Below are 21,220 nucleotides of genomic sequence, written 5' to 3'. Positions count from 1 at the left end.
ATCCTACGAATCCGCTTCCGAAGAGAGCTCGATCGATTGGTGGACATCCACAAAGGCATCGGCGATCCGTTGTGCGGTCACTTCAATTTGCCAGGTGCGCGCACCCAGGTGCGCGAGCGCCTCCCCGACGGATGCGGGGTCGACGTTCTCGGGCGGTGTCCACGCCACTCGGCGGACATAGTCCGGGGTGACGAGGTTCTCCAGCGGGATGGCGAGCTCCTCGGAGACCACGGTCAGGGCTGCGCGAGCGGCCTTGTAGCGCAGGTCAGCCTCGGGATTGCGGTCGGACCAGGCGCGCGGGGGCGGGAGCAGGTCGCCGTTCCCCCGAAGCGACGGCAGGTCGGTTGACGCCAAGCCTTTCTGGATGGCACCCCACCAGCGGTCGAGTTCGCTGCGGCTCGCACGGCCGCTGAACTCCCTCAGATCAGCCAGGGCCTGCCGGTTCGCCGGCATGGCCCGTGCTGCCGCCGTCAGCGACGCGTCGGGCACGAGCCTTCCTGGGGACACATCCAGCTCCTGCGCCAGAGCGTCGCGAGCCAGCCACAACTCCCGGGCCACGGCCAGGCCACGCTGTCCCCGGATGGAGTGCACGCCGGAAAGGCGGCGCCACGGTTCGGGGCCGACGGGCTTGGCCTCACGCGCCAGCACGGCGGCGAATTCCTGCGCGGCGATGTCGGTCTTGGAATCGGTGGCGAGCATGTCGACCATACGGTCACGCAGGTCGGGAAGCAGTTCCACGTCGAGCGCGCCGTAGACCAGCCAGGCCTCCGGCAGCGGGCGGGTCGACCAGTTGGCAGCGGAGTGTTCCTTGGCAAGATGGATGCCGAGCAGCTCTTCCACCACCGTGCCGAGGCCGACCCGGGGGATTCCAAGCAGGCGAGCGGCCAGTTCAGTGTCGAAGATGTGCCGGGGGTCAAGTCCGACCTCGCGCAGGCAGGCCAGGTCCTGGCTCGCGGCGTGAAAAATCCACTCGTCATCGCGCAGAGCCTGGTTGAGCTCGTAGAAGTCGCCGATCGCGGGCGGGTCGAACAGAAATGTGCCAGCGTCGCGCCGATAGATCTGGATCAGGTAGGCGCGCTGGGAGTAGGTGAAGCCGGAGGCTCGTTCAGCGTCGATGCCGATCGGGCCCGTGCCCGCGCTAAGGGCTGCGGTCGCCGCGAGGTAAGCGTCCCGCGTATCGATCACCTGGTGATCAAGCACGACCGGTTCGGCGTGTGGACAACATGCTGACTCCTTCGCCAGTGGGTGGAAGACCTGCGAGCATGCAGAGCAGCTCGCCCCATCCTTCGACGTGGGCGGCGAGATTATGGTCCAGCGGCGTCCACGAGGCCCGCAGTTCGATCTGCGCGCCATCGCCCTGCCTGGCAAGTTCGCCAAAGCCGGACGAGATAATCTTAGTCGCGGTCCCCGAGGCCGCCGTATACCGTGCCCCGTGGGCGTCGAGAGCATCGACCAGCCACGACCAGGTGACCCCCGCGACGAACGGGTCGAGGCCGATGTCGGTTTCCAGGGGAGCCTGGACGAAGCAGACGACGCGGAAGGCGCCGCCCCATTCCTCGGGCTCGGTCGGGTCGTACAGCAGGATGAAGCGTCCGGTCCCGAGATCGGAGTCGCTCCCGTGACGCACCGGGGTCACGTCGGCCGAGAAGGCGATGGAGTGCGGAGCGAGGTTTCCGGGTGCGGAAATCTCATTGACCACAAGCTCCGTACGGATGCGGGCACGTGCGAAGGATGCGCGGGCGGCGGCGAACTCCGGCGGGAGCGTTTCTTGTGTTTCGGGCACGTGTGCAGACTAGAGTTTTTTTCGAGCGGAGTCGGTCAGGCACGCCGGACAGGGGAGGTAGTCATGCGTGACAGGGCGGGATCAGGGCGGTACCCGAGGCGTTTTCTGGCGGTGACCGGGATCGCAGTCGCCGGGGCAACAGTGTTGCTGGGGGTCGCGGGCGGTGTTTTGGCGGCCGTGATGGCGCGTCGGATTGTGACGCCCTTGTCCACGCGCTCCGACGACGTGCGGATCCACTCCGTCGACCTCGTGGCGGGCACGATCACGCTGCAGTCCACGGCGGATTCCGTACTGCAGGGCGATTACAGTTTCTGGTTCTCGGGCGATACAGGACACGCCCACCTGGGCGAGATCCTCCGTCTCACGCCCACGAAGGTGACGCGGCGCATCCTGCGCGTCGATCACGGGGATCTGGCCCGGGCCGAGCGCGGCCGACTCGGCGGCTACTCGTACCTCGGGCCCTGGGACCTCGGCTTCGCCTTCGAGGACGTGCTCGTTCCTACCGATGTCGGTGACGCCCCGGCCTGGCTGATCCCGGCCGAGGAGCCGGACGGCCGCTGGGTGATCCAGGTGCACGGGCGCGGGGTGCAGCGGCATGAGACGCTGCGAGCGGCGCCGGTCTTCCGGGATGCGGGCTTCACGTCCCTGCTCGTGTCGTACCGCAACGACGGGGAGGCACCGCGCAGCGGCGACGGCCGGTATTCCCTTGGAGACGCGGAATGGCAGGATGTCGATGCGGCGATCGCGTTCGCGGTGCACCGCGGTGCGACCGAGATCGTGTTGATGGGGTGGTCCATGGGCGGCGCGATCGTGCTGCAGAGCGCGACGCGATCAACGCTGCGCGACCGGATCGTCGGCATCGTGCTCGACTCGCCCGTGATCGACTGGGCGGATGTCGCGCGCTTCCACGGCGGCCTGCTCGGCCTGCCCGCGGTCATCGCCAGCGGTGCTCTGGAGGTCCTGGGACGGCGTTGGGGCAAGATCGTCACCGGTCAGACCCAACCGATCGACTTCGGACGCCTCGATTTCGTCACGCGCGCCGCCGAGCTCGATTTTCCGGTGCTCCTGATGCACAGCGACGACGACGGATTCGTGCCCGCGACCGGCTCCCGCGCCCTGGCCGGGCGCCGACCCGACATCGTGACCTTTCTGCCGTTCGCGGTAGCGCGGCACACGAAGCTGTGGAACTACGACCGCGAGGGTTGGAATCAGGCCATCACGAACTGGTTGGTCGAGATCGCTCCCACCGAGCGTATGTCGCTCCCTGGTCGTCCAGAAGAAGTTGCCGCATCCTGAATCCGGTGGATCCGGCCGTGGCCGATTCGAGTAAACCCCGGCCGCCGAGCACCACCTGGGGGCTCGTGGACAGGCAGAATTCGTCGACCAGGTCGGCCGCGAAGAATCGCCCGGCCAGCACCGGTCCTCCCTCGCAGACGATGCGCGGGAGGCCGAGGGCGCAGAGAGCCGCGAGAATCGTGGCCGGAGTGAGGACACCGTTCTCATCGTCGAGCGGCACGACGGTCGCTTGGGCCCCGACCGTGGCGGCCTCCACCCGGCTGACTGCGAAGCGCGGACAGAGGATGAACACCGGCTGCCGATGTGCGGAGTCCGGGTGTGCGGAGTCCCGGTGCATAACGTGCTCGAGCCGATGACCGGCCAGGTTTCCGCTGCTGGTGACGACAGCGAGGGCCGCTCGGGCCGGCACGATATACCCCTCCGCACGGACACTGCCGGCGCCGACCAGGACGACGTCGGCGAGTTCCCTGATCACACCCAGGATCCGGCGGTCGAGGCGGCTCGAGAGGGAATCCGAGGTGCCATCGGTCCCGGCCACGCCGCCGTTCAGGCTGGCGATCATATTGACCCGCAGGTACGCGCCCGGCGCCGGGGCGTAGCGCCGTAACAGCCAGTCCCGGCTGACCGGGTCGAGCCCGTCGACGCTTCGCGGCAGGTCGACCGTGTCGCCGCCCGCGTCCGGTTCCGGAAACACCCGGGTCAGGGTCACGCAGCGCCCTCGCGCAGGCGGCGCTTGGTGCGGGCGAGCATGGCTGTCATGCCGCGGATGCGCAGGGGAGACACCGCTGTCGTCAATCCGATCGTGTTCGGATAGTCATCCGGCACATCGAGCACCTCCTGGGCGCTGAGGCCATCCAGACCCTGGGCCAGGATCGAGGCAAAGCCCCGGGTCGTCGGCGACTCCCGGGGAGCGGTCGCGTAGAGGTGCACCGCAGCCTCGTGGTCCACCTCAACGAACATGAAGACGGGGGACTGGCATTCAACGACCCGCTCGAGCAGGTCCGGGTGCTCCGCGTAGCGCGGCGGGAGCGCCGGTAGCTCGTCGGCGAACTCAAGCAGCAGCAGCAGCCGGTCGGACTCCTCGAGTTCGAGGAAGTCGGCGCGGATCTCGGCCAGTTTGGCGGGAAGTTCGGTGGCGGTCATCGACACTCATTCTGCCATGCTCGGGCCGTGAGGCCCCGGAATCCGAGTGGGCCGACCGGCTCAGCGGGGCTGAGGTGCGTCGCCCGGCTCCGTGCCCATCACGATCGGCACGTGTACGGCGTTACCCCATTCGGTCCAGGACCCGTCGTAGTTGCGCACGCCTTCGAAGCCGAGCAGGTGGGTCAGAACGAACCAGGTGTGGCTTGACCGCTCGCCGATCCGGCAGTAGGCGATGACGTTGTCGCCGTCGGAGAGGCCGGCCTCGTCACGGTAGATGGCGTCCAGCTCGGTGCGGGTGCGGAAGGTGGCGTCCGGGGCAGCGGCGCGCGCCCACGGCACCGACGCCGCCGACGGGATGTGGCCGCCGCGCAGGGCACCCTCCTCCGGATAGGCCGGCATGTGGGTGCGTTCGCCGGTGTACTCCTCGGGGGAGCGCACGTCGATCAGCGGGTTCCCGAAGTGTGCGAAGACATCCTCGCGGAATGCGCGGATGGCGGAATCGTTGCGCGGGGTGACCGGGTACACGGTCGGGGTGATAACGGGCCTGTCTCGGGTGAGGCCTCGTTCCTCGGCCGCCCACTTGTCACGGCCACCGTCGAGCAGGCGTACGTCTTCGTGGCCGAACAGGGTGAACACCCACAGGGCGTAGGCCGCCCACCAGTTGTTCTTGTCGCCGTAGATGACCACTGTGGTGTCGCGGGAGATGCCCTTGGCACCGAGCATTGCGGCGAAGGCGGCACCGTCGACGAAGTCGCGCTCGACCGGATCATTGAGGTCTGTGTGCCAGTCGATTTTCACGGCTCCCGGAATGTGGCCGGTTTCGTAGAGCAGAACGTCTTCGTCCGATTCGACGACAACAAGACCGGGGGTTGCGAGATGCGCCTGCAGCCACTCGGTGCTGACCAGACGTTCGGGGTGGGCGTAGGCCATGAACTTCGGTGCCGGATCGAGATCAACAGACATGGGGGGGAACCTCCTGGTGGCGTCCGATGGACACCGGAATCAAATGGGCGCGGTTTAGGCTGGTTACCGGTCCGCGTTTTCGAATCTACGCGGTATGGCTCCTGATCGCATCCGCGGTCGTTCTTCAACGATGATGCTCCGACCGGGACTATCAGTCCGACACAGAAACCGGGTACTACAGCATGGCTCCACAAGCTCTCAGCCAGGTGCAACGTTTGGCCGATCGCTCTCCGAGCATCACCGGGCCGGAGATCGTGGCCGAGTTGGTTCCGCCGCCCCAGTTCGAGCACGCCTCCTTCGCGTCGTACCGACCTGACCTGAACTTCCCCTCGCAGCTCGAGGCCGTGGAACGGCTGGGCGCCTTTGCCGGAGCCTGGCTGGCCCAACGGCCCAGCGGCTTCTTCTCCCGCACCCGCAAGCCCAAGCCGGAGCTGCCGGGCATCTACCTGGACGGTGGTTTCGGCGTCGGCAAGACCCACCTGCTGGCCGCGCTCTGGCATGCCGCCCCGGGACCGAAATATTTCGGCACCTTCATCGAGTACACCGCACTGGTGGGAGCACTCGGCTATGCAGCCACCGTCAAGCAGCTCTCCGGCGCCCGTCTGATCTGCATCGACGAGTTCGAACTCGACGATCCGGGCGACACCATGCTGATGACCCGGCTTCTGGGCGAGCTCGTGGCCTCGGGTACCCGCGTCGCCGCCACATCGAACACTCCGCCGAATTCGCTCGGCGAGGGGCGTTTCGCCGCGATCGACTTCCTCCGCGAGATCCAGGCGATGTCCGCGAACTTCGAGATCGTGCGCATCGACGGCCTCGACTACCGCAGGCGTGACATCGAGGGCCACGCCATCGCCGTGCCCCGGGACGAATTGGACCAGCTGGTGCCCGCCCTGGTCGAACGCGGCTCCACGGTGACCCGGGACGACTTCGGCGACCTGATCCGACATCTCAGCACGGTGCATCCGTCGAAGTACATCAAATTGATCCACGGCATCGACGTCATCGCCCTGACCGATGTGTACCTGCTGACCGACCAGACGGATGCCCTCAGGCTGGTCGCCTTCATCGACCGGGTCTACGACGCGGAGATTCCGATCATCGCCAACGGCCAGCCACTGAACGAGGTCTTCGACGAGGAGATGCTCTCCGGCGGTTACCGCAAGAAGTACCAGCGGTCCCAGTCCCGTCTCGTGGCGCTGACCACAGGTGAGCTTCCACCGCACGACTGATCCACGACTGATCGGGGCCTGACCACCGCTCTGCTTGCCGAAACGCGATGTTAACACCGTCGCACGGCGCGTAACGCGGGCGAAACATCCGCGCGCACTCACCGAAACCTGCCAACTCCAAACTGACTCTGTACCCGCCGAGACACGATCAACCGCTCACCCTGTGCACGTCGACGGCAATCACTGTTAGTTAGCGAGAGGTAACCATATCCATGGTTGAACTGTCAGTCCTGTTGGACGCCACACCTGATGAAATAGCCCTGAATCTCAATTCCCTGTGGCTCCTCGTCGCGGCCGCCCTCGTGCTTCTGATGACTCCCGGTGTTGCCTTCTTCTACGGCGGCATGGTGAAGGCAAAGAGCGTCATCAGCATGATGATGATGAGCTTCGGCGCGATGGGCGTCGTCGGTGTGCTGTGGGTGCTCTACGGCTACGGGCTTGTCTTCGGCCCGCCGCTGATCCCCGGTTTCCTCGGCAACCCGTCCGGGCTGCTCGGCCTGAGTGGGCTGCTCGGCGCCGGTGAAGACGGATCCCTCACTCCCGACCTGAACGGGCTGGCGTTCGCCGGCTTCCAGGCCACCTTCGCCATCATCACCGTCGCACTGATCTCTGGTGCGATCGCCGACCGTGCCAAGTTCGGCGCCTGGTTGATCTTCGCCGCCGTGTGGTCGACCCTGGTGTATTTCCCAGTCGCCTACTGGGTCTTCAACCTCGCCGACGGCTGGGCTCCCGCCGCTCTCGGGGTCAACGACTTTGCCGGTGGCACCGCCGTGCACATCAACGCCGGTGCAGCCGGTCTGGCTCTCGCCCTGGTGCTCGGCAAGCGGGTTGGCTTCAAGAAGGGCATCTCCAAGCCCCACAACGTTCCACTCACCCTCCTCGGCGCCTCGCTCCTCTGGTTCGGCTGGTTCGGTTTCAATGCCGGCTCCGAAGCCGCCGTCGACGGCGTCGCCGCCCTCGCCTGGATCAACACGCTTGTCGCTCCCGCCGCCGGTATTCTCGGCTGGCTGATCGTCGAGAAGATCAAGGACGGCAAGCCCACCTCGATCGGTGCCGCCTCGGGTGCCGTCGCCGGGCTCGTCGCCGTCACCCCAGCCTGTAACATCCTCACCCCGTTCTGGGCGATCGTCCTCGGTGTCCTCGTCGGAGCGGTGTGCGCGGTTGCCATCGACCTGAAGTTCAAGTGGGGCTTCGACGACTCGCTCGACGTGGTGGGCATCCACCTCATCGGTGGCATGATCGGAACGCTTTACATCGGTGTCTTCGGGTCGGGCATCGGCCTGCTCGACACCGGCAGCCTCAACCAGCTCTGGGTGCAGTTCGTCGCAGCCTTCGGCATCGCGATCTTCTCCTTCGTGATGGCCTACGGCATCGGGGTGATCATTCAGAAGACGATCGGCTTCCGAATCAACAACGAAGACGAGGTGGCCGGAGTGGACACCATCGTGCACGGTGAAGAGGGCTACGCGCTCGACGCCGTCTAGGCATGAAGCAGCGCCCGGCTCGATCAGGTGCTGTCCTATTCGGTGGCTGTCCTATTGGGTGTAGGAAGACCTCGACAGCGCCTGGGACTTCAGGGCGTCGAACTCGGCCGGGGTGATTGTGCCCGCATCGAGCAGGGCCTTCGCCCGGCTGATCTCTTTCGCGGGCCCGGCACTGGTTCCGGCGACACTACGGATGTACTGATCGGTCTGCGCCCGGTACTCCTTCGACTCCTTGGAACTGCGTTCCGCCATGCCCTCGCCGCGGGCGATCACGTAGATCAGCACCGTGAGGAAGGGAACGAAGAACAGGGCGAGTAACCACGCCGCCTTCGCCCAGCCGCCGAGCTGCCGGTCCCGAAACAGGTCGACGATGACGCCGAAGAGAGCAAAGAAATACGAAACTATCGCGAAGGTCTAGAAGAAGAACCAGATCGTCCCCCACAGGTTTTCCCAGAAGTCCATGGCACGTTCTCCTCATCTTCGGGCACTGCCGTCTTCGAGCGTTGAGCGTCGAGCGTCGACCACGACACAATGTGACGGGTGCCACTGTTGTACGTCCAGGCGGCCGGACCACCTTCACCCGGAACGGGTGAATTCCGAACGCTCGAACCCGCTGCCGTCGGTGCTGCTTGCACCGGGCACCCTAGCCGTGGGGCAGGCCGAGAGCTAGGGTGACGAGGCTGAACGACCACTCGGGGCCGCGAATGGAGGACGTGTCTCAATGACCTCGCATCGGATACCGGCTCAGATGGCGGTTCCGGGCGCAGCCCTGACACCGGGAGCCCTGACACCGGGAGCCCCGTCACCGGCTGCCCCGTCACCGGCTGCCCCGTCACCGGGGGTCGGCGCGCTGGTCCCGGCTCGGTCGACCGCTGAGGTGGAGCGGCCGCGGCTTGACGGCGCATTTCATCGGCTCATCGCCGGCGAAGTCCGCTGCGTCTGCGTGTGGGCTGTGGCAGGCTCCGGGAAGACGACCCTGCTGGCCGCCTGGGCAGGCCGCCTTCACCGGAAGGGGGAGTCGATCACCTGGGTACGCGCGCCGGAGCCGGGCCGGTTGCATCCCGCTGATGTCTGGCGGCAGGTCGGGCGGCGCTCGGGGGTGTCAGGCGACGGGGACACCCGGTACGTGTTCATCGATGGGTTGGACCGTGTCGAAGGGGATCGGCCGGGGCTGGTGGGCGAGCTGGTCGCGTCGGCGCCCGAGGGCATCCGTCTCGTGGTCGCCGGGCGCACCCGGCCGGGCGCAGGGCCGACGCGACTGCGCGGCGACGGCTCCATGGTCGACGTGGCGCCTGCGGACCTGGCGTTCGATCGGAGCGAGCTGCTGGCGCTCGCCGCCGCGCATCGTCTCCTTTTGACGGACGAGGAGACGACGATCCTGCTGCAGCGCACTGCGGGATGGGTGACCGGTCTGATGCTGATCGTGCCGTTCCTGCACGGGAGGAACGATTCCGCACGGTTGGTGGCGAATTTTGACGGTGACGATCCCGCGGTGGCCGGTTTCCTCCGGTCGGAGATCATCGCCGGCTGGGCTGACGGTGATGAGAACACGATGCTGCGCGCCGCCGTCAGGCCTGTCCTCTCGGTCGACCTGGCCGTCGAGGTGACGAAGCGAGCGGATGCCGGGGCGATGCTGGACCGGCTGGCCTGGCCCAGCGCACTCATCACCAGGGAGAGCGGCGACGACACCAGGGCGTATCGCATCCACCCGATCCTGCTGGCCTATCTGCAGAGCGAGGCGCGGCGACGTGACTTCGTGGCGGCGGCGGCTCACGAGACCGCGGCCCGGTGGTTCGCGCGCCGCGCCGACGGTCAAAACGCTCTCGAGCAGGCGCTTGCTGCCGGGCTGCCCATCCTCACCGCCGAGATGCTCGATGCTTTCGGTCTCGATCTCGTGCTCAGGGGAACGCCAGACCTCGTCCTTCGTGCCCTGGCAGAGCCCGCCACGCGCGCCGGGGACCCAGGTGCATCCGTGACGGCGTCCCTGAGGCTGCTCCTGGACGCGCCGTACTTTCCCGACCGGGGGCAGGCCGGCCACCTGTTGGCGGAGCTCGAGACGGCGGGGCTCGCGTCCGGCGGCAGTGCGAAGGTCTGGACCGTCGTGATTGACGCGCTTGCCGCCTTCTTCGCAGCCACACCTGATGAAATCCGGGACCGTCTGGCCAGGCTGGGCGCCGTCCGCACCGCACCGGGGAGGCGGAAGAACCTCGGTGTCGACCTGCTGGCCGCCACCGCGGAGGCCTGGTGCCGCGCCGGTCTGGGCGAGGCGGAGCGAGCCGAAGCGGGACTGCGAATGGTGGCCGTGACCGCGCGGAATGCCGGTTACCAATGGCTGTTCCTGCTTGCCGGCGACCTCGCCGCCGTGGCGGCCTCGCGCCGGGGCGACTGGGCCCGCGCCAGCCTCATCGACGATCAACTGGCTCGGGCGACGGGTGCCGCAGCGCGCCCGGCCACGGGCGCCGGGGCATCCTGGAACGGCTTGTCACGGCCGACCCTCTGGTGTGCGATTCCGGACTGATCGTGTCCGCCCAGACCCTCCTGTCCCTGTCGGCATCGGCGGCGGACCCGAGGCGGCGATCGGCGCTCGAGAGTCTGAATGCCTTGATACGGGAGAATGCGGATGCCCACCCGCGTGTGCTGAGCCTGTGTTGCATTCCCTGGTTCGAGCTGACCGGTGCGCTGGACGGGCGGGCGGAAGCCCGACGTGTCACGCTCCTGGTGGAAAAGGTGCTGGGTGCGGACTCGTTGGAGGCCGTGCTGCTCCGCTCCCTCGCGTACCCGCCGGCCCCGGGCGGCCATGGCGCCGGTGAACGGCTGAAAGCCGCCGCGACGCCGGCCGCCCGGTGTTGGCGCGGATCCACGCTCGTGAGCGCCTGGATCGTGCTCGCCGGCATCGCCGAGGAGGGTGAACGATCCGCCGAAGCGGATGCCCGTCTGGCTCGGGCGCTGCGCCTGGCTGAGCAGCTGCGGGTCGAGAGAGCCTTTCTGGCCGTGGGCGGGCTCGGGTGTCCCTTCTCGGCACCAGAGTCGGGCGGTTGGGGGACCTCGACGGTTTCGCAAGCCGGATTCTGACTCGGTCCGCTCAGGCGCCGGGGGAGAATCGCCCAGGCCCAGGGCCAACCCCTGCCCTGGTCGCACCGCTCACCGAGCGGGAGCGGGTGCTGCTGCGCGAGCTGCCCTTCCATCAATCCGTGGCGGACATCGCCCGCAAGCACAATGTGAGCCCGAACACCGTCAAAACACATCTGCGCAACATCTATCAGAAGCTTGAGGCCACCGACCGCGCCCGGGCCGTGACCATCGCTCAGGAGCGCGGCCTGCTCTGACCTGCACCCCCCGAATGGGAATGGTTCCGCCTGACTCGGACCACTAGGCTTCGAGGGTCTCGTGCCCGCGCGCGCCGCGCGAAGTGCCAGGCCACGTGCATGATCTTCGTGCCGGCGGAACGGAAGGACCCCATGTTTGAATTCCTGCTCAGCCCCATCCCCGGTCTCATCATGCTGGGTATCGTCGTCTTCCTGATCGGCCTGTTCTATGCCAAGAGCGTCTACAAGAATGCCGGGCCGGACGAAGCCCTGATCATCACCGGCAAGAAATCGAAGAAGACCATCGTCGACGGCGCCACGCTAGAGGAATCCGGGCAACGCGTCGTGCACGGCCAGGGTGTGTTCATCACCCCCTTCTTCCAAAAGGCGTTCAAGATCAGCCTGCGCAGCCGGGCGATCGAGATCACGGCCGTCGCCCAGGACCAGAACGGCGTCACCCTCACCGTGGAAGCAGTCGCCATTGTGAAGGTCGGCGACGACCCGGCCGCCATTCGTGCCGCCGCGCAGAGGTTTCTCGGCCAGGACAAGAACATCGACGGCTTCGCACAGGAAGTACTGTCGGGATCGCTGCGGTCGTCGATCGGTGGCACGAACGTGATGACCATCATCCAGAAGCGCGACGAGCTCGGCTCCTCGGTGCTGGCGACCGCCCGGGAGTCCCTGGCCAACCAGGGCGTCGATGTGGACTCGTTCGAGATCAAGGGCATCACTGACGAGAACGACTACATCCGGGACCTCGGACGCGCCGAGCAGGCCAAGGTGCGGCGCCAGGCCGAGGTTGCCGAGCACGCGGCCAACCGGGAGGCCCAGGAGGCCGCCATTCTGGCCGAGCAGGCCATCGCCGAGGCCCAGAACACGCTGGCACTTCGGAAAGCTGCGCTACAGCTGGACACCGACAAGGCCGCCGCCGAAGCCGCCGCGGCCAAACCGCTGGCCGAGGCCAAGGCCCAGCAGGCCATCGTGCAGGAGCAGGAGCTCACCGCCCAGCGGCGCGCATCTCTCCGCAAGGCCGAGCTTGAATCCGAGGTCAACGCGATCGCCGACGCCGAGGCGTACCGCATCCGGGTGACCGCCATCGCGGCGGCGGAGGCCGCAGTGGCCGGCGCGAACGCCGACCGCGACAGCCGCATCGCAAACGCCGAGGCCCTCCGCGCGGAGGGGCAGGCCGAGGCTGACGCCATCCTCGCCCGCGGTACCGCTGAGGCGACCGCGACCCGGCTGTCCGCAGAGGCCGTAGCCGAGCAGAGTGAAGCGCTGATCCAGCTTCGCATGGTGGAAATGCTGCCCGAGATCGCCCGCGAGCTGGCCGCTCCGATGGCGAACATCGACAACCTGACGGTCATCTCCACGGATGGCGCCAGCCAACTGACGAAGAATGTCGCCTCCGGTATCACCGAGGTCGACGGCGTGCTCAAGTCGACCATGGGTATCGGCATCCGGGAACTGCTCGGCAACCTCGTCGGTGGGGCCGCTGTCGGAGCGGCCGCGGCCAAGACCGCCAAGCCACAGGCCTCACTCACGACCGCCCAGCAGGCCGACGTCGACAGCGCCCTGGCTGCGCCGGCCGTCGAGGCGTAGGACGCAGTCAGGTCGGGCGCTGATTCAGGCCTTTCGCGCCTGGATCGCTCGGATTTCGAAAGCGTCGACCTGGTCCCGGTGCGAGTAGCGTTGATGTTCACAGAATGCCGCAGTCCGGTCCGCATGGGCTGGGGAACAAGGGGAGATTTCCAGATGACGGATGCCGCGATGGAACCGGTCTCGGCCGTTGCGCCCCTGCTGGCCGGGCGAGCGTCCTCGAGCCAGCGCTGGTCGAATCTGATGTTCGTGCACTGGCGCGTGGACGCCGCTCTCGTGGCTCCGCTGCTGCCGGACGGTCTCGTGCCCGACGAATTCGACGGCGCCAGCTGGGTTGGGCTGATCCCGTTCGTGCTGGACCGGGCCACCGTCTTCGGCAGTCCGCCCATTCCCTACTTCGGCACCTTCGTTGAGGTGAACGTGCGCCTGTACGCGGTGGATGCGAACGGGCACCGCGGCGTGGTCTTCGTTTCGCTGGAGGCCTCCCGGCTGGCGGCTGTGCTGGCGGCCCGGGCACTGTTCTCGATCCCGTACATGTGGTCCCGCACCAAGCTTGAGGTTGGGGCGGGGGAGTACCGCTACACCGCGCGCCGCCATCTGGCCGCCGGGGCGCGCACCGAGATCGTGGTTCGGCCGACTGCCCGCCCGGTCGTCGGCGATCCGCTCGCCGATTTCCTGACCGCCCGCTGGGGTCTATTCACCCGTACGCGTGGCCGCACGGTGCACCTGCGCAATCACCACGAGCCGTGGGAGCTCTTCGAGGCCGAACTGGTGAGCCTTGACGACACCCTGCTCGCCGTGGCGGGGTTCCCCGGGCTGGCCGGACGCGAGCCGGATTCCGTGCTGTATTCGCCCGGGGTCACCACCTGGTTCGGCGCCGCCGGTTGAGTCGCGGGCCGACGCTATCGAGGCACGGTAGGACGGGGCGTTCGCCCGGCGGGCGGAACTGGTCGAGTCGGAGCGTTGCTTCGGGCTGGCCCGCGTCGCGTTGGAGACGGGTGAGATCAGTTATCAGCATGCGAGGGTGGTGATCGACCAGACGTGGTCGGTGCCGGCGCGGTGAGGGCCGCGATACGCGGACTCAATGCGGTCTGACACAGCGCGGACTTCATGAGCGTTGTCGTCGGCCGCGTGAGAGCGGCAGGCCTTCCCGAACGAATTCGACGGACATTTTGTCAAAATCGGCCTAAATCGTGTGCAAATCCCGTTTTCAGGAGAATCTCCGTCGAATTGGTGCCGGCTGCGCACCCAGCGAGACCCCAGTGGCACAATCATGGGCTGTGGTTCGGGCTGTGGTTCGGGCTGTGGTTCGGGCTGGGGCTCGGGCCCAGACCCGGGCCCAGTCCAACTGGGCACAGACGCGAAGGCGGCATTTGGGATACTCGGAGGATGATCGATGTCACCCTCACCCTTCCCGCCGGCTCTGTGCTCCTTCGGCGTGCCCTGTCCCGGGATCTGTCTGCAATCGTGGGGCTTCTCGCCGACGACTCCATCAGCGCTTCCCGAGGCGACGCCGACCGGCCGGAAGATCGCGTCGCCTATGAACGGGCATTCGCCGCAATCGACGCAGATCCGGCCCAGCAGTTGCTGGTCGCGACGTCGCTCCTGGGCGAGGTGCTGGCCACCATGCAGCTCACCGTCATCCCTGGGCTCGCCCGGGTCGGGTCCACCCGGTTGCAGATCGAGGCCGTCCGGGTTCGTTCGGATCAGCGGAGCCGCGGGCTCGGCGGAGCCATGATTCGGTGGGCCGTGCAGAATGCCCCGGCCTTCGGGGCTCAACTCGTCCAGCTCACGTCGGACGCAGCGCGCGTCGACGCGCACCGGTTCTATGAACGGCTGGGCTTCACCGCGTCCCACGTGGGCTTTAAACACGCCGTGCCGACGGTCTCCTGACGGCAGCACCCCCGCGGGGCAGGATCAGGCAAGCAGGCCGAGGAGCCGTCCGGCGAACCCCGCGCAGGCGATCGTCGCGGTAAAGAACACGGCCACCCAGACCACGCCCGGGATGTGGGTCAGACGGGCCAGCTGGTCGGCGTCGGAGGCGGTACCGAGGCTCCGCGACCGGGACCGCTGGAGCTCGATCACGGTGCGCACAGCCCCGAGCAGCAGAAACGCCGTGATCAGCAGGGCGAAAACGCTCTGCACCGGGGGAGTGCCGAACCAGGTGATGCCGAAGACCAAGCCAGCGGTAACGAGGACGGACCACAATCCGAACCAGTTGCGGATCTGCACGAGCAGCAGTGCCAGGGCCGTCAGCAACAGCCACAACAGGCCGATGTCATAGCCGAGGCTGAGCATCCGTGCGGCGCCGAGCCCCAGCAGGGCAGGGGCGGTATAGCCGGCCAGCAGGGTCAGCACCATGCCGGGTCCGCGCGGGCGTCCGCGGCTGACGGTCAACCCCGAGGTGTCGGAATGCAGTCGGATACCGCCGAGCCGGCGACCGCTCACCGTCGCGACCACCGCATGACCGCCCTCGTGCGCGATCGTGATGACGTGGCGGGTGACCCGCCACGCGGCCGGCACCAGCACGAGCACGGCAGCGGCCGCGATGGTTAGCCAGGCCGTGACCGCGGGCAGAGGCTCATTTCGGGCGGAGAGTTGCCCCCAGAGATCGACAAGCCCGTCCATGGATTTCAGCCTAGATTACCTTGGGCGGGAGCTCTATACTGACCGCAAAAGCTGGATACGAGTGAAAGGACGGTCCCTATGAGTGCCTCGGACAAGATGAAGAACTCGGCCGAGGAAGCCGTGGGCAAGGCAAAGGAGGCCGCCGGCAAATTGACCGACAACGAACGGCTCGAAGCCGAGGGCAAGGCGGAACAGGCCAAGGCAAACCTCAAGCAGGCCGGAGAGAACGTCAAGGACGCCGTCACGGACTGAGTCGAATCCGCATCTCCACACCATCAGTGCACGTCAATCAAAAGAAAGGACGGCGAGCAGGATGAACGTACTCCTCGTTATCGTTGCCATCATCGCCATCGCGCTTCTGTTCACCGGAGGGTTCGTCGAGTCGCTCAACTTCCTCATCTGGGTTGGCATCGTGCTCGCCGTGATCGCGCTGATCGTCTGGCTTGCCCGGGTGGTCTCCGGGAAGCGGGCCTGACCGGGCCGCGCAGGTGGTCTCCGACCCGTACCGAGACAAGGAAAAAGCCCCGAATTCTCGGGGCTTTTTCTTGGCTGTGGGCGATACCGGACTCGAACCGATGACCTCTTCCGTGTGGATTCTCCTCTGCCAACTCGCCACACACCTCTTTGAGATGCCATCCACCACAATCACCGAGGCGACCTCGCCTATCCGGCGCGCGGCGCTGACCCGAACCTGCTGCCGCCGCTCGACCTAACTCCTGACGCACCCTTGCCCCCGAACCGAGCGTGTGACGGCGTTCAGAACCCTGCGGGACCGATCGCGTGACGCGATCAGTCCCGGGCCCGATCAACCGAGGCTGCTCAGCGTGTGCTGCTACCCGGCCCACCGCGGACGGGCAGGGCCTTCACGGTCACCGACACCGTCTTGCCGTTCACGGTCAGCTGCAGTGTCGCATCACCAGGGGTGACGGCGGTCAGCTTCTTCGTGGTCGGGTTGAACCGCAGCGCTGATGCGGCATGTTCCTTCACCGTTCCAGCGTCGATCACTACTCTCTTCCCTGACCAGCCGGCGCTCATCGGCCACTGCACGGGCACGACGCGGTCGCCGTCCTGCACGATGCTCGCGTCGATCGTGGCCGTCTCTCCCACGATCATCGTCGTCGGAACATCCAGCCGGATCTCGTCCACCCGCGGCTTCGTCTCGGCCTGAAGCCAGGCGATCCGGTCGGCGACCGTGGTCGGAGTGCTGCCGACGACCCCGGCGGCCGGGTTGAGCCCGAGCATCGTCCAGCCGGTGAAGCCACCGGTCTCCGGTGTGCCCGACGGGCCCTTGCCGGAATTTCCGTTGATGATGCTCGACACCCCGTCGAAGCTCGTCGCGTGGAACACTCCGACGTGCGCGTTGACCGTTGCAATCGACTTGCCAGAGTCGGCGCGGAACGCAGCGAGGCTGGCTTCCAGCGCTTCCGCTTCGAAACGGTCACTGAGCTGGCTCGCCTTCGACGGCAGCGGGTCGTTCGTCGGGTGGTGCGCGAACACGACGACCCCCGTGATGCCGCTGTCTGCCGCTGCGGTCGCGAGCGCGTCTTCGAGCAGGCCCAGTTGCGCGCTGTCGGACCTCGCGAGCGAACCGTTCGCCGTGTTGAGCGTGACGACGAGCGTTCCCCCCAGCTGCTTCACCTGGCTGGTCTCGCCGAACTCCGCCTCGAAGTTGGAAATGGCTCCACCCATCACCTCATGGTTGCCTGGAACGTAGATCCACGGGATCGCGTCGCCCACTTCCTCGTCTAGGACCGAGCGGGCGAGGTCGAAGTCCGCGACGGACGCCTCATCGACCAGGTCACCGTTGATCACGAGCAGGTCGGGCTTCTCGGCCACGATCTCCTGCAGGGTGCGGCGCGCGGCCTGGACGATCGCCCCGTCGGGGGTGCGCGCGACGAACTGGGCGTCGCTCATCACGGCGATGCGCTGGGCCCGGCCTGCGACGGTGCCGTCGGTCACGATGACATCGTCGTAGACGATGGATGCCGCGGGCTGGGCGACATCCGGAGCCACGACCGACGAGATTCCCGCGATCGAGACCTCACCGTGGTACGACGCGGTCGACCGGGTCTCCATCATCCGGATCCGCTCGAACCGGAGCGGGTACGCGGTGCCGGCGGGAACCGTGAACGTCACCTGCTTCCAGCCGGTCCAGGTGACGAGCGCGCCGTCGAGGTTCGTCGTCACCCCGTTGCCGGTCTTCACCTGGAGCCGCGGCCACGCGCCGCTGCCGTCACCGTGGATCCACATCGCGATCGCCTGCGGCTGACCGGCGAGTTCGATCGGGGCCGGTGCCACGGCGTAGAAGCCGCGGCTGGCGGTCGAGGTGGTGAAGTTGTAGCCGAGCGTCATCGCGATTTCACCGTTCGGACCGGTCGACGGTGTGATGGTGCCGGTCGCGCGAGCGACCGCTGAGGTCCACGACCCGAGGTCGCTGAGGTCGGTGACGGGAACGTGACGGTAGCCGATGGTCACCGCGATGTCGACGGAATTACCGAGCGCTTCAACGGTGATCGTTGCCGAACCCGACTCGACGTTCGGGGTGACGACGAAGCTGTCGACGCCGGCCGGTTCGACGGTGACGTCTGCGCCCGAGGTGACGGTCAGGTCGCCGGTTTCGATCGGTGCGCTGAAGCCGTCACCGTCGAGTCCTTCGATGCGAACCGTTCGGCTGGTACCTGGCTCGGCCAGCGAGATCACCGAGTTGGATGCCGCCAGTCGCGTGAGCTCGCCGAGCACGTGCAGTTCGGTGGACGCGGATTTGCCGTCCGCGGCGAATGAGACTTCGGTGCGGCCCGGGGCGACGCCGGTGACGGTCGCGGAGGAGCCGTTGGTCTGCTCGACGACGGCTCCTCCGTTGTCGGCCCTGAATTCTCCGTCGACGGCCAGGCCGGTGTAGTTGGCGTCCAAACCGGTTCCGGTCACGGTTCGTGACAGGCCGGGGAACACGGCATCCGCATTCTCGCTCTGCGATGCGGTCGAGATCGCGACAACCGTGAGGATTGTCGGTGCCGAGGAGAAGAACGCGAGGCTGTTGGCGACGACGCGCTCGGTGCCGTCGGAGGGGCGGTTCACCAGGGTCGACGCGTCGGTGCCGGGCAGGCGGGCGACGAGCGTGGAGGAGCCGCCGCCGTCAAGGTTGACGGCGTTGTAGGCGCCGAGGTCGAGCATCAGGCGGCCGACTTCCTGCACGGTCATGCCGCGGGCGTCGGCGGCGTGGCCTTCGATCGACGCGACGTAGACGATGGTGCCGTCCTGGTTGACGCCGACGGCGGTGCGGGCGGCCTCGACCTGGTCTTCGGCGGTCTGCACGCCATCGATGAGCAGTCGCTGCGATCCGCTGACGGCGAGGTCGACGTCGGCGCTGGTCGACACGGTGACGTCGGCGGTCTGACCGACGGTGAGGGCGGCGATTCGAGCAGCGGATGCTTCCCGCCCGACGAGCACGGCCGAGCCCGACGCGATGGTCGTCTCCGCCTTGACCGCGGCTGGGTCGGATGTGACGGAGGTGACCACCCCGTCGGTGAGGGTGGCGACGGCGAACGTCTTCGTCATGTTCGCCGGGCCGCCGAGCACCCGGGACAAGGGGTGGCTGCCCCACAGCGGGGTGTAGTAGCCGAGCGAGCCGGCCGGTACGGTTGGTGCGTTCACCGATGGGACGTCGAGGGTGTCGCCGTTGATCGTGACGGTGGCAGCCGAGGCGATCTGCTGGATCGCTGCGATGCCGTCAGCCATGGTGAAAGCCGGACGGTTCGAGTTTGTGGCGTTGAGCACACCGCGCGTCGATGAGACGTTCGTGCTAACCGGAGCCCCGGACGCGTTCATATCGAAGTAGTCGCCGTTGACGGCGGCGATCGCGCCGGTGCCACCGACCTGGTCGCTCACGGTCGCGCCTCCCGAGACGGCACCGTGGTCGAGCACGTCCATGCTGAGGGTCGGGGTTTCGAGGTCGGCGACCAGGATGTGCCCGGTGACCCAGCCCTGCGGCTGCAACCGCTGGAACGAGGTGAGGTCGAGGCCGGGGGCGATGGCCGTGGTGTCTGCGCTGAGGAGCGACGAGTTTTCGCCGCCGAGGCCGAGCCCGCCGGTGTTCTCGGCCGCGACTGCCGATCTCGGATCGGCGGTGACCGCAACCGTGCCGCCCAGCAGCATCCCGGCGCTGAGGATTAGAGCGAGCCAGCGGACCGTGCCGCGGCTCGTCGATCGGGATGGGGTGTGGTCGGCGGCGAGACTCTCGAGCACGGTGTACCTTTCGGGGCGGGCTGCGCGCGCGGGCAGCAGTGCCGAGGTTAGGGAATCGAGATGGCGTGGACTCGGCTGCGTGATGAACGGACGGTGTTCGGTGTGGTCGGCGACCCGCTGTTGGACGGACATGGTCCACCGGCTGTCTATGGGGAGCGCATCGTAGACGCGGGACTTCCAACCGTGCTCTTTCTACGGCCACTACGACGTGCAGCCCGCGGAGCCCACAAACTGGCATAGCCTTCTTCACCCGGAAATACGCGACGGAGGTGTGACTGTTAACGCGTTGTGGCGGCGTTTTGGGATCGCTTTGTGGCGCTAGTTTCCGATGACGAGGATGCTGGTGGCGGCTTAGATGACGTCGTCGGTGATGGCTTCGAGTTGGTTGATCTTCAGGACGCGGTTGATTTGCGGGAAGAGTTGTTCGAGGAGTCGGAAGTTGCCGCAGGTGATGCGTTCGTTCGCGGCGAAGGCATGGGCGTCGGTGAAGTCGTCGGGGTCAAGTGTTTTGCCGTGTCGTTTCCAGTGGTGGTCGAGGACGAAGGGCAGTTCGTCGCGGCCGAGGGCGCGGTAGCGGTGGGAGAAGCCGAGGCTGTAGAGCTGAGGGTAATGACGAAAGCGTTGGTCAATTCCGGGCATGCCGATGAGGATCATCGCGAGGTGCTCGCGGTCGTGGCGGTCGCGGAGTATCTCGAGCGCGGTGGGAGTGAGACGCTCGGCTTCATCGATGATGAGCAGCTCCACCAGGTGGGTGACTCCACCCCTTGTGGATGGCCCGGGACGAAGCAACCGGAGGTGTTTGTCGGCGCAGATTACGACTTTGATTTGCCAGTGGTCGATTTCGTTCATGAGTGTCTTGGGCCGGCAGAGGACTTCGGGTGTGTAGAGGACGGTGCGGGATCGGTTTGCGAGGGCGTAGTGCTAGGCGTCGTGGTCGCCGCGCGGCCCCCACTCGTCGATGTACGGCCCCAGAACGTCCCAGTGCACGTAGCGACGGGAGGAGTCGGTTTTGCCGACACCGGCATCGCCGTGGCAGATCCCAATGGTCCGTTCCTTGCGCACAGCATTGGCGAACTCGGTGAAACTACGGTGTCATTTCGTGACGATGAAACCTGCGTTCATCATTCGTCCTCTTCGTAGGTGCGCAACCTATTCCGTCGTGGCGCTGGCGGGGCGGCGCGCAGAGTCTCACGTGCAGCGATGGTGGGGATGCGGTCGTTGATGGCTCGGCGGAGCTCTCGCCGTCGGGCACGGGGGCGGTTTCAATATCTCGGAGACTCAGCCGAAGGTTGGGGTGCGCTTCGTCCATGGCGACGCAGACGAAGGTGTCGTGGTCGAAGACGCGGATCTCGGAGAGATCGCGTGGGTCGTATCGGATCGTGATGGTGCGCCCGACGAATGAGGCCACTGTGGGTGCGAGATAGTGCTGGCCTTGGAAGTGGATGCCATCGCGCTGGACCGTGCGGTGTTTGGGCACGGTCAGGAGGAGACCGTCGAGTTCTTCCAGGGTGTCGGGCATTCGTGGCAGCCAGTCGTCGGTGGCCGAGG

General features: G+C 66.9%; 20 protein-coding genes and 1 pseudogene. 11 read left to right on the top strand and 10 right to left on the bottom strand.

What is annotated here, in order from left to right; translation table 11 throughout:
• Positions 1–3 precede the first annotated feature (3 nt).
• Both E3O18_RS01915 and E3O18_RS01910 read right to left on the bottom strand, forming a co-directional pair.
• A complete protein-coding gene (locus E3O18_RS01915; RefSeq protein ID WP_134396201.1) occupies positions 4–1,200 on the bottom strand; it encodes an HRDC domain-containing protein in 1,197 nt (398 codons plus the stop codon).
• Complete coding sequence (locus E3O18_RS01910) at positions 1,193–1,783, bottom strand: DUF3000 domain-containing protein (protein ID WP_134396202.1); 591 nt, start codon at positions 1,781–1,783, stop codon at positions 1,193–1,195. Before E3O18_RS01910 ends, E3O18_RS01915 begins: the two co-directional genes overlap by 8 nt.
• Positions 1,784–1,894: 111 nt before the next feature.
• Between E3O18_RS01910 and E3O18_RS01905 the strand changes: the two genes are divergently transcribed.
• Entirely contained in the window at positions 1,895–3,079 is a 1,185-nt protein-coding gene (locus tag E3O18_RS01905) for an alpha/beta fold hydrolase (RefSeq protein WP_166784680.1), read from the top strand.
• On the opposite strand, the gene E3O18_RS01900 is transcribed toward E3O18_RS01905, so the two are convergent.
• From E3O18_RS01900 to E3O18_RS01890, 3 genes are read right to left on the bottom strand one after another with little or no spacing between them, the layout of a single operon-like run.
• On the bottom strand, positions 3,000–3,788 hold the full coding sequence (locus tag E3O18_RS01900) for a dihydrofolate reductase family protein (RefSeq protein WP_134417328.1): 789 nt from the start codon (positions 3,786–3,788) through the stop codon (positions 3,000–3,002). The two genes, E3O18_RS01905 and E3O18_RS01900, sit on opposite strands and share 80 nt — an antisense overlap.
• Positions 3,785–4,222, bottom strand: a complete 438-nt coding sequence (locus E3O18_RS01895) for a SufE family protein (protein WP_134417326.1) — start codon at positions 4,220–4,222, stop codon at positions 3,785–3,787. The genes E3O18_RS01900 and E3O18_RS01895 overlap by 4 nt, the downstream gene beginning before the upstream one ends.
• 60 nt (positions 4,223–4,282) lie before the next feature.
• The gene (locus E3O18_RS01890) at positions 4,283–5,185 is read right to left on the bottom strand and encodes a sulfurtransferase (RefSeq protein ID WP_134417324.1); all 903 of its coding nucleotides are present in this window, start codon (positions 5,183–5,185) and stop codon (positions 4,283–4,285) included.
• 182 nt (positions 5,186–5,367) lie between these two features.
• Between E3O18_RS01890 and zapE the strand changes: the two genes are divergently transcribed.
• Together zapE and E3O18_RS01880 are read left to right on the top strand one after the other, a co-directional pair.
• Positions 5,368–6,417, top strand: coding sequence for a cell division protein ZapE (gene zapE, locus E3O18_RS01885; RefSeq protein ID WP_134396207.1), 1,050 nt, complete (start codon positions 5,368–5,370; stop codon positions 6,415–6,417).
• Between the two features lie 212 nt (positions 6,418–6,629).
• Positions 6,630–7,901 (top strand): ammonium transporter, encoded by a 1,272-nt coding sequence (locus tag E3O18_RS01880; RefSeq protein WP_134396208.1) that lies wholly within the window; start codon positions 6,630–6,632, stop codon positions 7,899–7,901.
• Positions 7,902–7,952: 51 nt separating this feature from the next.
• Here E3O18_RS01880 and E3O18_RS01875 read toward each other — a convergent pair whose 3' ends face one another.
• Positions 7,953–8,273 carry an SHOCT domain-containing protein gene (locus E3O18_RS01875; protein ID WP_347232324.1) on the bottom strand — a complete coding sequence of 107 codons (321 nt, stop codon included), beginning with the start codon at positions 8,271–8,273 and terminating at the stop codon, positions 7,953–7,955.
• Positions 8,274–8,853: 580 nt separating this feature from the next.
• On the opposite strand from E3O18_RS01875, the gene E3O18_RS01870 reads away from it, so the two are divergent.
• From E3O18_RS01870 to E3O18_RS01845, 6 genes are all read left to right on the top strand, one after another.
• Positions 8,854–10,419 (top strand): hypothetical protein, encoded by a 1,566-nt coding sequence (locus E3O18_RS01870; RefSeq protein WP_134417322.1) that lies wholly within the window; start codon positions 8,854–8,856, stop codon positions 10,417–10,419.
• Between the two features lie 2 nt (positions 10,420–10,421).
• Positions 10,422–10,973, top strand: a complete 552-nt coding sequence (locus tag E3O18_RS01865; RefSeq protein WP_134417320.1) for a hypothetical protein — start codon at positions 10,422–10,424, stop codon at positions 10,971–10,973.
• Positions 10,937–11,227, top strand: a complete 291-nt coding sequence (locus E3O18_RS01860) for a LuxR C-terminal-related transcriptional regulator (RefSeq protein WP_198410880.1) — start codon at positions 10,937–10,939, stop codon at positions 11,225–11,227. Before E3O18_RS01865 ends, E3O18_RS01860 begins: the two co-directional genes overlap by 37 nt.
• Positions 11,228–11,359: 132 nt before the next feature.
• A complete protein-coding gene (locus tag E3O18_RS01855; protein WP_166784677.1) occupies positions 11,360–12,805 on the top strand; it encodes an SPFH domain-containing protein in 1,446 nt (481 codons plus the stop codon).
• A gap of 153 nt (positions 12,806–12,958) precedes the next feature.
• Positions 12,959–13,690, top strand: coding sequence for a DUF2071 domain-containing protein (locus E3O18_RS01850; protein ID WP_134396211.1), 732 nt, complete (start codon positions 12,959–12,961; stop codon positions 13,688–13,690).
• A gap of 501 nt (positions 13,691–14,191) precedes the next feature.
• Positions 14,192–14,695, top strand: coding sequence for a GNAT family N-acetyltransferase (locus E3O18_RS01845; RefSeq protein WP_134396212.1), 504 nt, complete (start codon positions 14,192–14,194; stop codon positions 14,693–14,695).
• 24 nt (positions 14,696–14,719) lie between these two features.
• Here the strand turns inward: E3O18_RS01845 and E3O18_RS01840 are convergent, their stop codons facing one another.
• Positions 14,720–15,430: a M50 family metallopeptidase gene (locus tag E3O18_RS01840; protein ID WP_134396213.1), complete on the bottom strand. Its 711-nt coding sequence runs from the start codon at positions 15,428–15,430 to the stop codon at positions 14,720–14,722.
• Between the two features lie 78 nt (positions 15,431–15,508).
• On the opposite strand from E3O18_RS01840, the gene E3O18_RS01835 reads away from it, so the two are divergent.
• The gene (locus tag E3O18_RS01835) at positions 15,509–15,682 is read left to right on the top strand and encodes a CsbD family protein (RefSeq protein WP_134396214.1); all 174 of its coding nucleotides are present in this window, start codon (positions 15,509–15,511) and stop codon (positions 15,680–15,682) included.
• A gap of 61 nt (positions 15,683–15,743) precedes the next feature.
• The gene (locus tag E3O18_RS16000; protein ID WP_166784676.1) at positions 15,744–15,905 is read left to right on the top strand and encodes a hypothetical protein; all 162 of its coding nucleotides are present in this window, start codon (positions 15,744–15,746) and stop codon (positions 15,903–15,905) included.
• A gap of 344 nt (positions 15,906–16,249) precedes the next feature.
• On the opposite strand, the gene E3O18_RS01830 is transcribed toward E3O18_RS16000, so the two are convergent.
• From E3O18_RS01830 to E3O18_RS01820, 3 genes and pseudogenes are all read right to left on the bottom strand, one after another.
• Positions 16,250–19,804, bottom strand: coding sequence for a phosphodiester glycosidase family protein (locus E3O18_RS01830; protein ID WP_134417316.1), 3,555 nt, complete (start codon positions 19,802–19,804; stop codon positions 16,250–16,252).
• A 219-nt stretch (positions 19,805–20,023) separates the two neighbouring features.
• A pseudogene (locus E3O18_RS01825) lies at positions 20,024–20,734 on the bottom strand (AAA family ATPase).
• Between the two features lie 22 nt (positions 20,735–20,756).
• Positions 20,757–21,191 carry a Mu transposase C-terminal domain-containing protein gene (locus E3O18_RS01820; RefSeq protein WP_241976686.1) on the bottom strand — a complete coding sequence of 145 codons (435 nt, stop codon included), beginning with the start codon at positions 21,189–21,191 and terminating at the stop codon, positions 20,757–20,759.
• Between the last annotated feature and the right edge of the window lie 29 nt (positions 21,192–21,220).

This window comes from Cryobacterium sp. TMT2-42-4, assembly GCF_004402645.1.
GTDB lineage: Bacteria > Actinomycetota > Actinomycetes > Actinomycetales > Microbacteriaceae > Cryobacterium > Cryobacterium sandaracinum.
This window is presented reverse-complemented; position numbering and strand designations above follow the sequence as displayed.

What these genes read in the sequence shown, in the direction of transcription:
- E3O18_RS01890 (WP_134417324.1), bottom strand. Translation starts at nt 5,185, where the DNA reads ATGTCTGTTGATCTCGATCCGGCACCGAAGTTCATGGCCTACGCCCAC.
- E3O18_RS01830 (WP_134417316.1), bottom strand. Translation starts at nt 19,804, where the DNA reads ATGTCCGTCCAACAGCGGGTCGCCGACCACACCGAACACCGTCCGTTC.
- E3O18_RS01895 (WP_134417326.1), bottom strand. Translation starts at nt 4,222, where the DNA reads ATGACCGCCACCGAACTTCCCGCCAAACTGGCCGAGATCCGCGCCGAC.
- E3O18_RS01850 (WP_134396211.1), top strand. Translation starts at nt 12,959, where the DNA reads ATGACGGATGCCGCGATGGAACCGGTCTCGGCCGTTGCGCCCCTGCTG.
- E3O18_RS01880 (WP_134396208.1), top strand. Translation starts at nt 6,630, where the DNA reads ATGGTTGAACTGTCAGTCCTGTTGGACGCCACACCTGATGAAATAGCC.
- E3O18_RS01835 (WP_134396214.1), top strand. Translation starts at nt 15,509, where the DNA reads ATGAGTGCCTCGGACAAGATGAAGAACTCGGCCGAGGAAGCCGTGGGC.
- E3O18_RS01820 (WP_241976686.1), bottom strand. Translation starts at nt 21,191, where the DNA reads ATGCCCGACACCCTGGAAGAACTCGACGGTCTCCTCCTGACCGTGCCC.
- E3O18_RS16000 (WP_166784676.1), top strand. Translation starts at nt 15,744, where the DNA reads ATGAACGTACTCCTCGTTATCGTTGCCATCATCGCCATCGCGCTTCTG.
- zapE (WP_134396207.1), top strand. Translation starts at nt 5,368, where the DNA reads ATGGCTCCACAAGCTCTCAGCCAGGTGCAACGTTTGGCCGATCGCTCT.
- E3O18_RS01840 (WP_134396213.1), bottom strand. Translation starts at nt 15,430, where the DNA reads ATGGACGGGCTTGTCGATCTCTGGGGGCAACTCTCCGCCCGAAATGAG.
- E3O18_RS01845 (WP_134396212.1), top strand. Translation starts at nt 14,192, where the DNA reads ATGATCGATGTCACCCTCACCCTTCCCGCCGGCTCTGTGCTCCTTCGG.
- E3O18_RS01855 (WP_166784677.1), top strand. Translation starts at nt 11,360, where the DNA reads ATGTTTGAATTCCTGCTCAGCCCCATCCCCGGTCTCATCATGCTGGGT.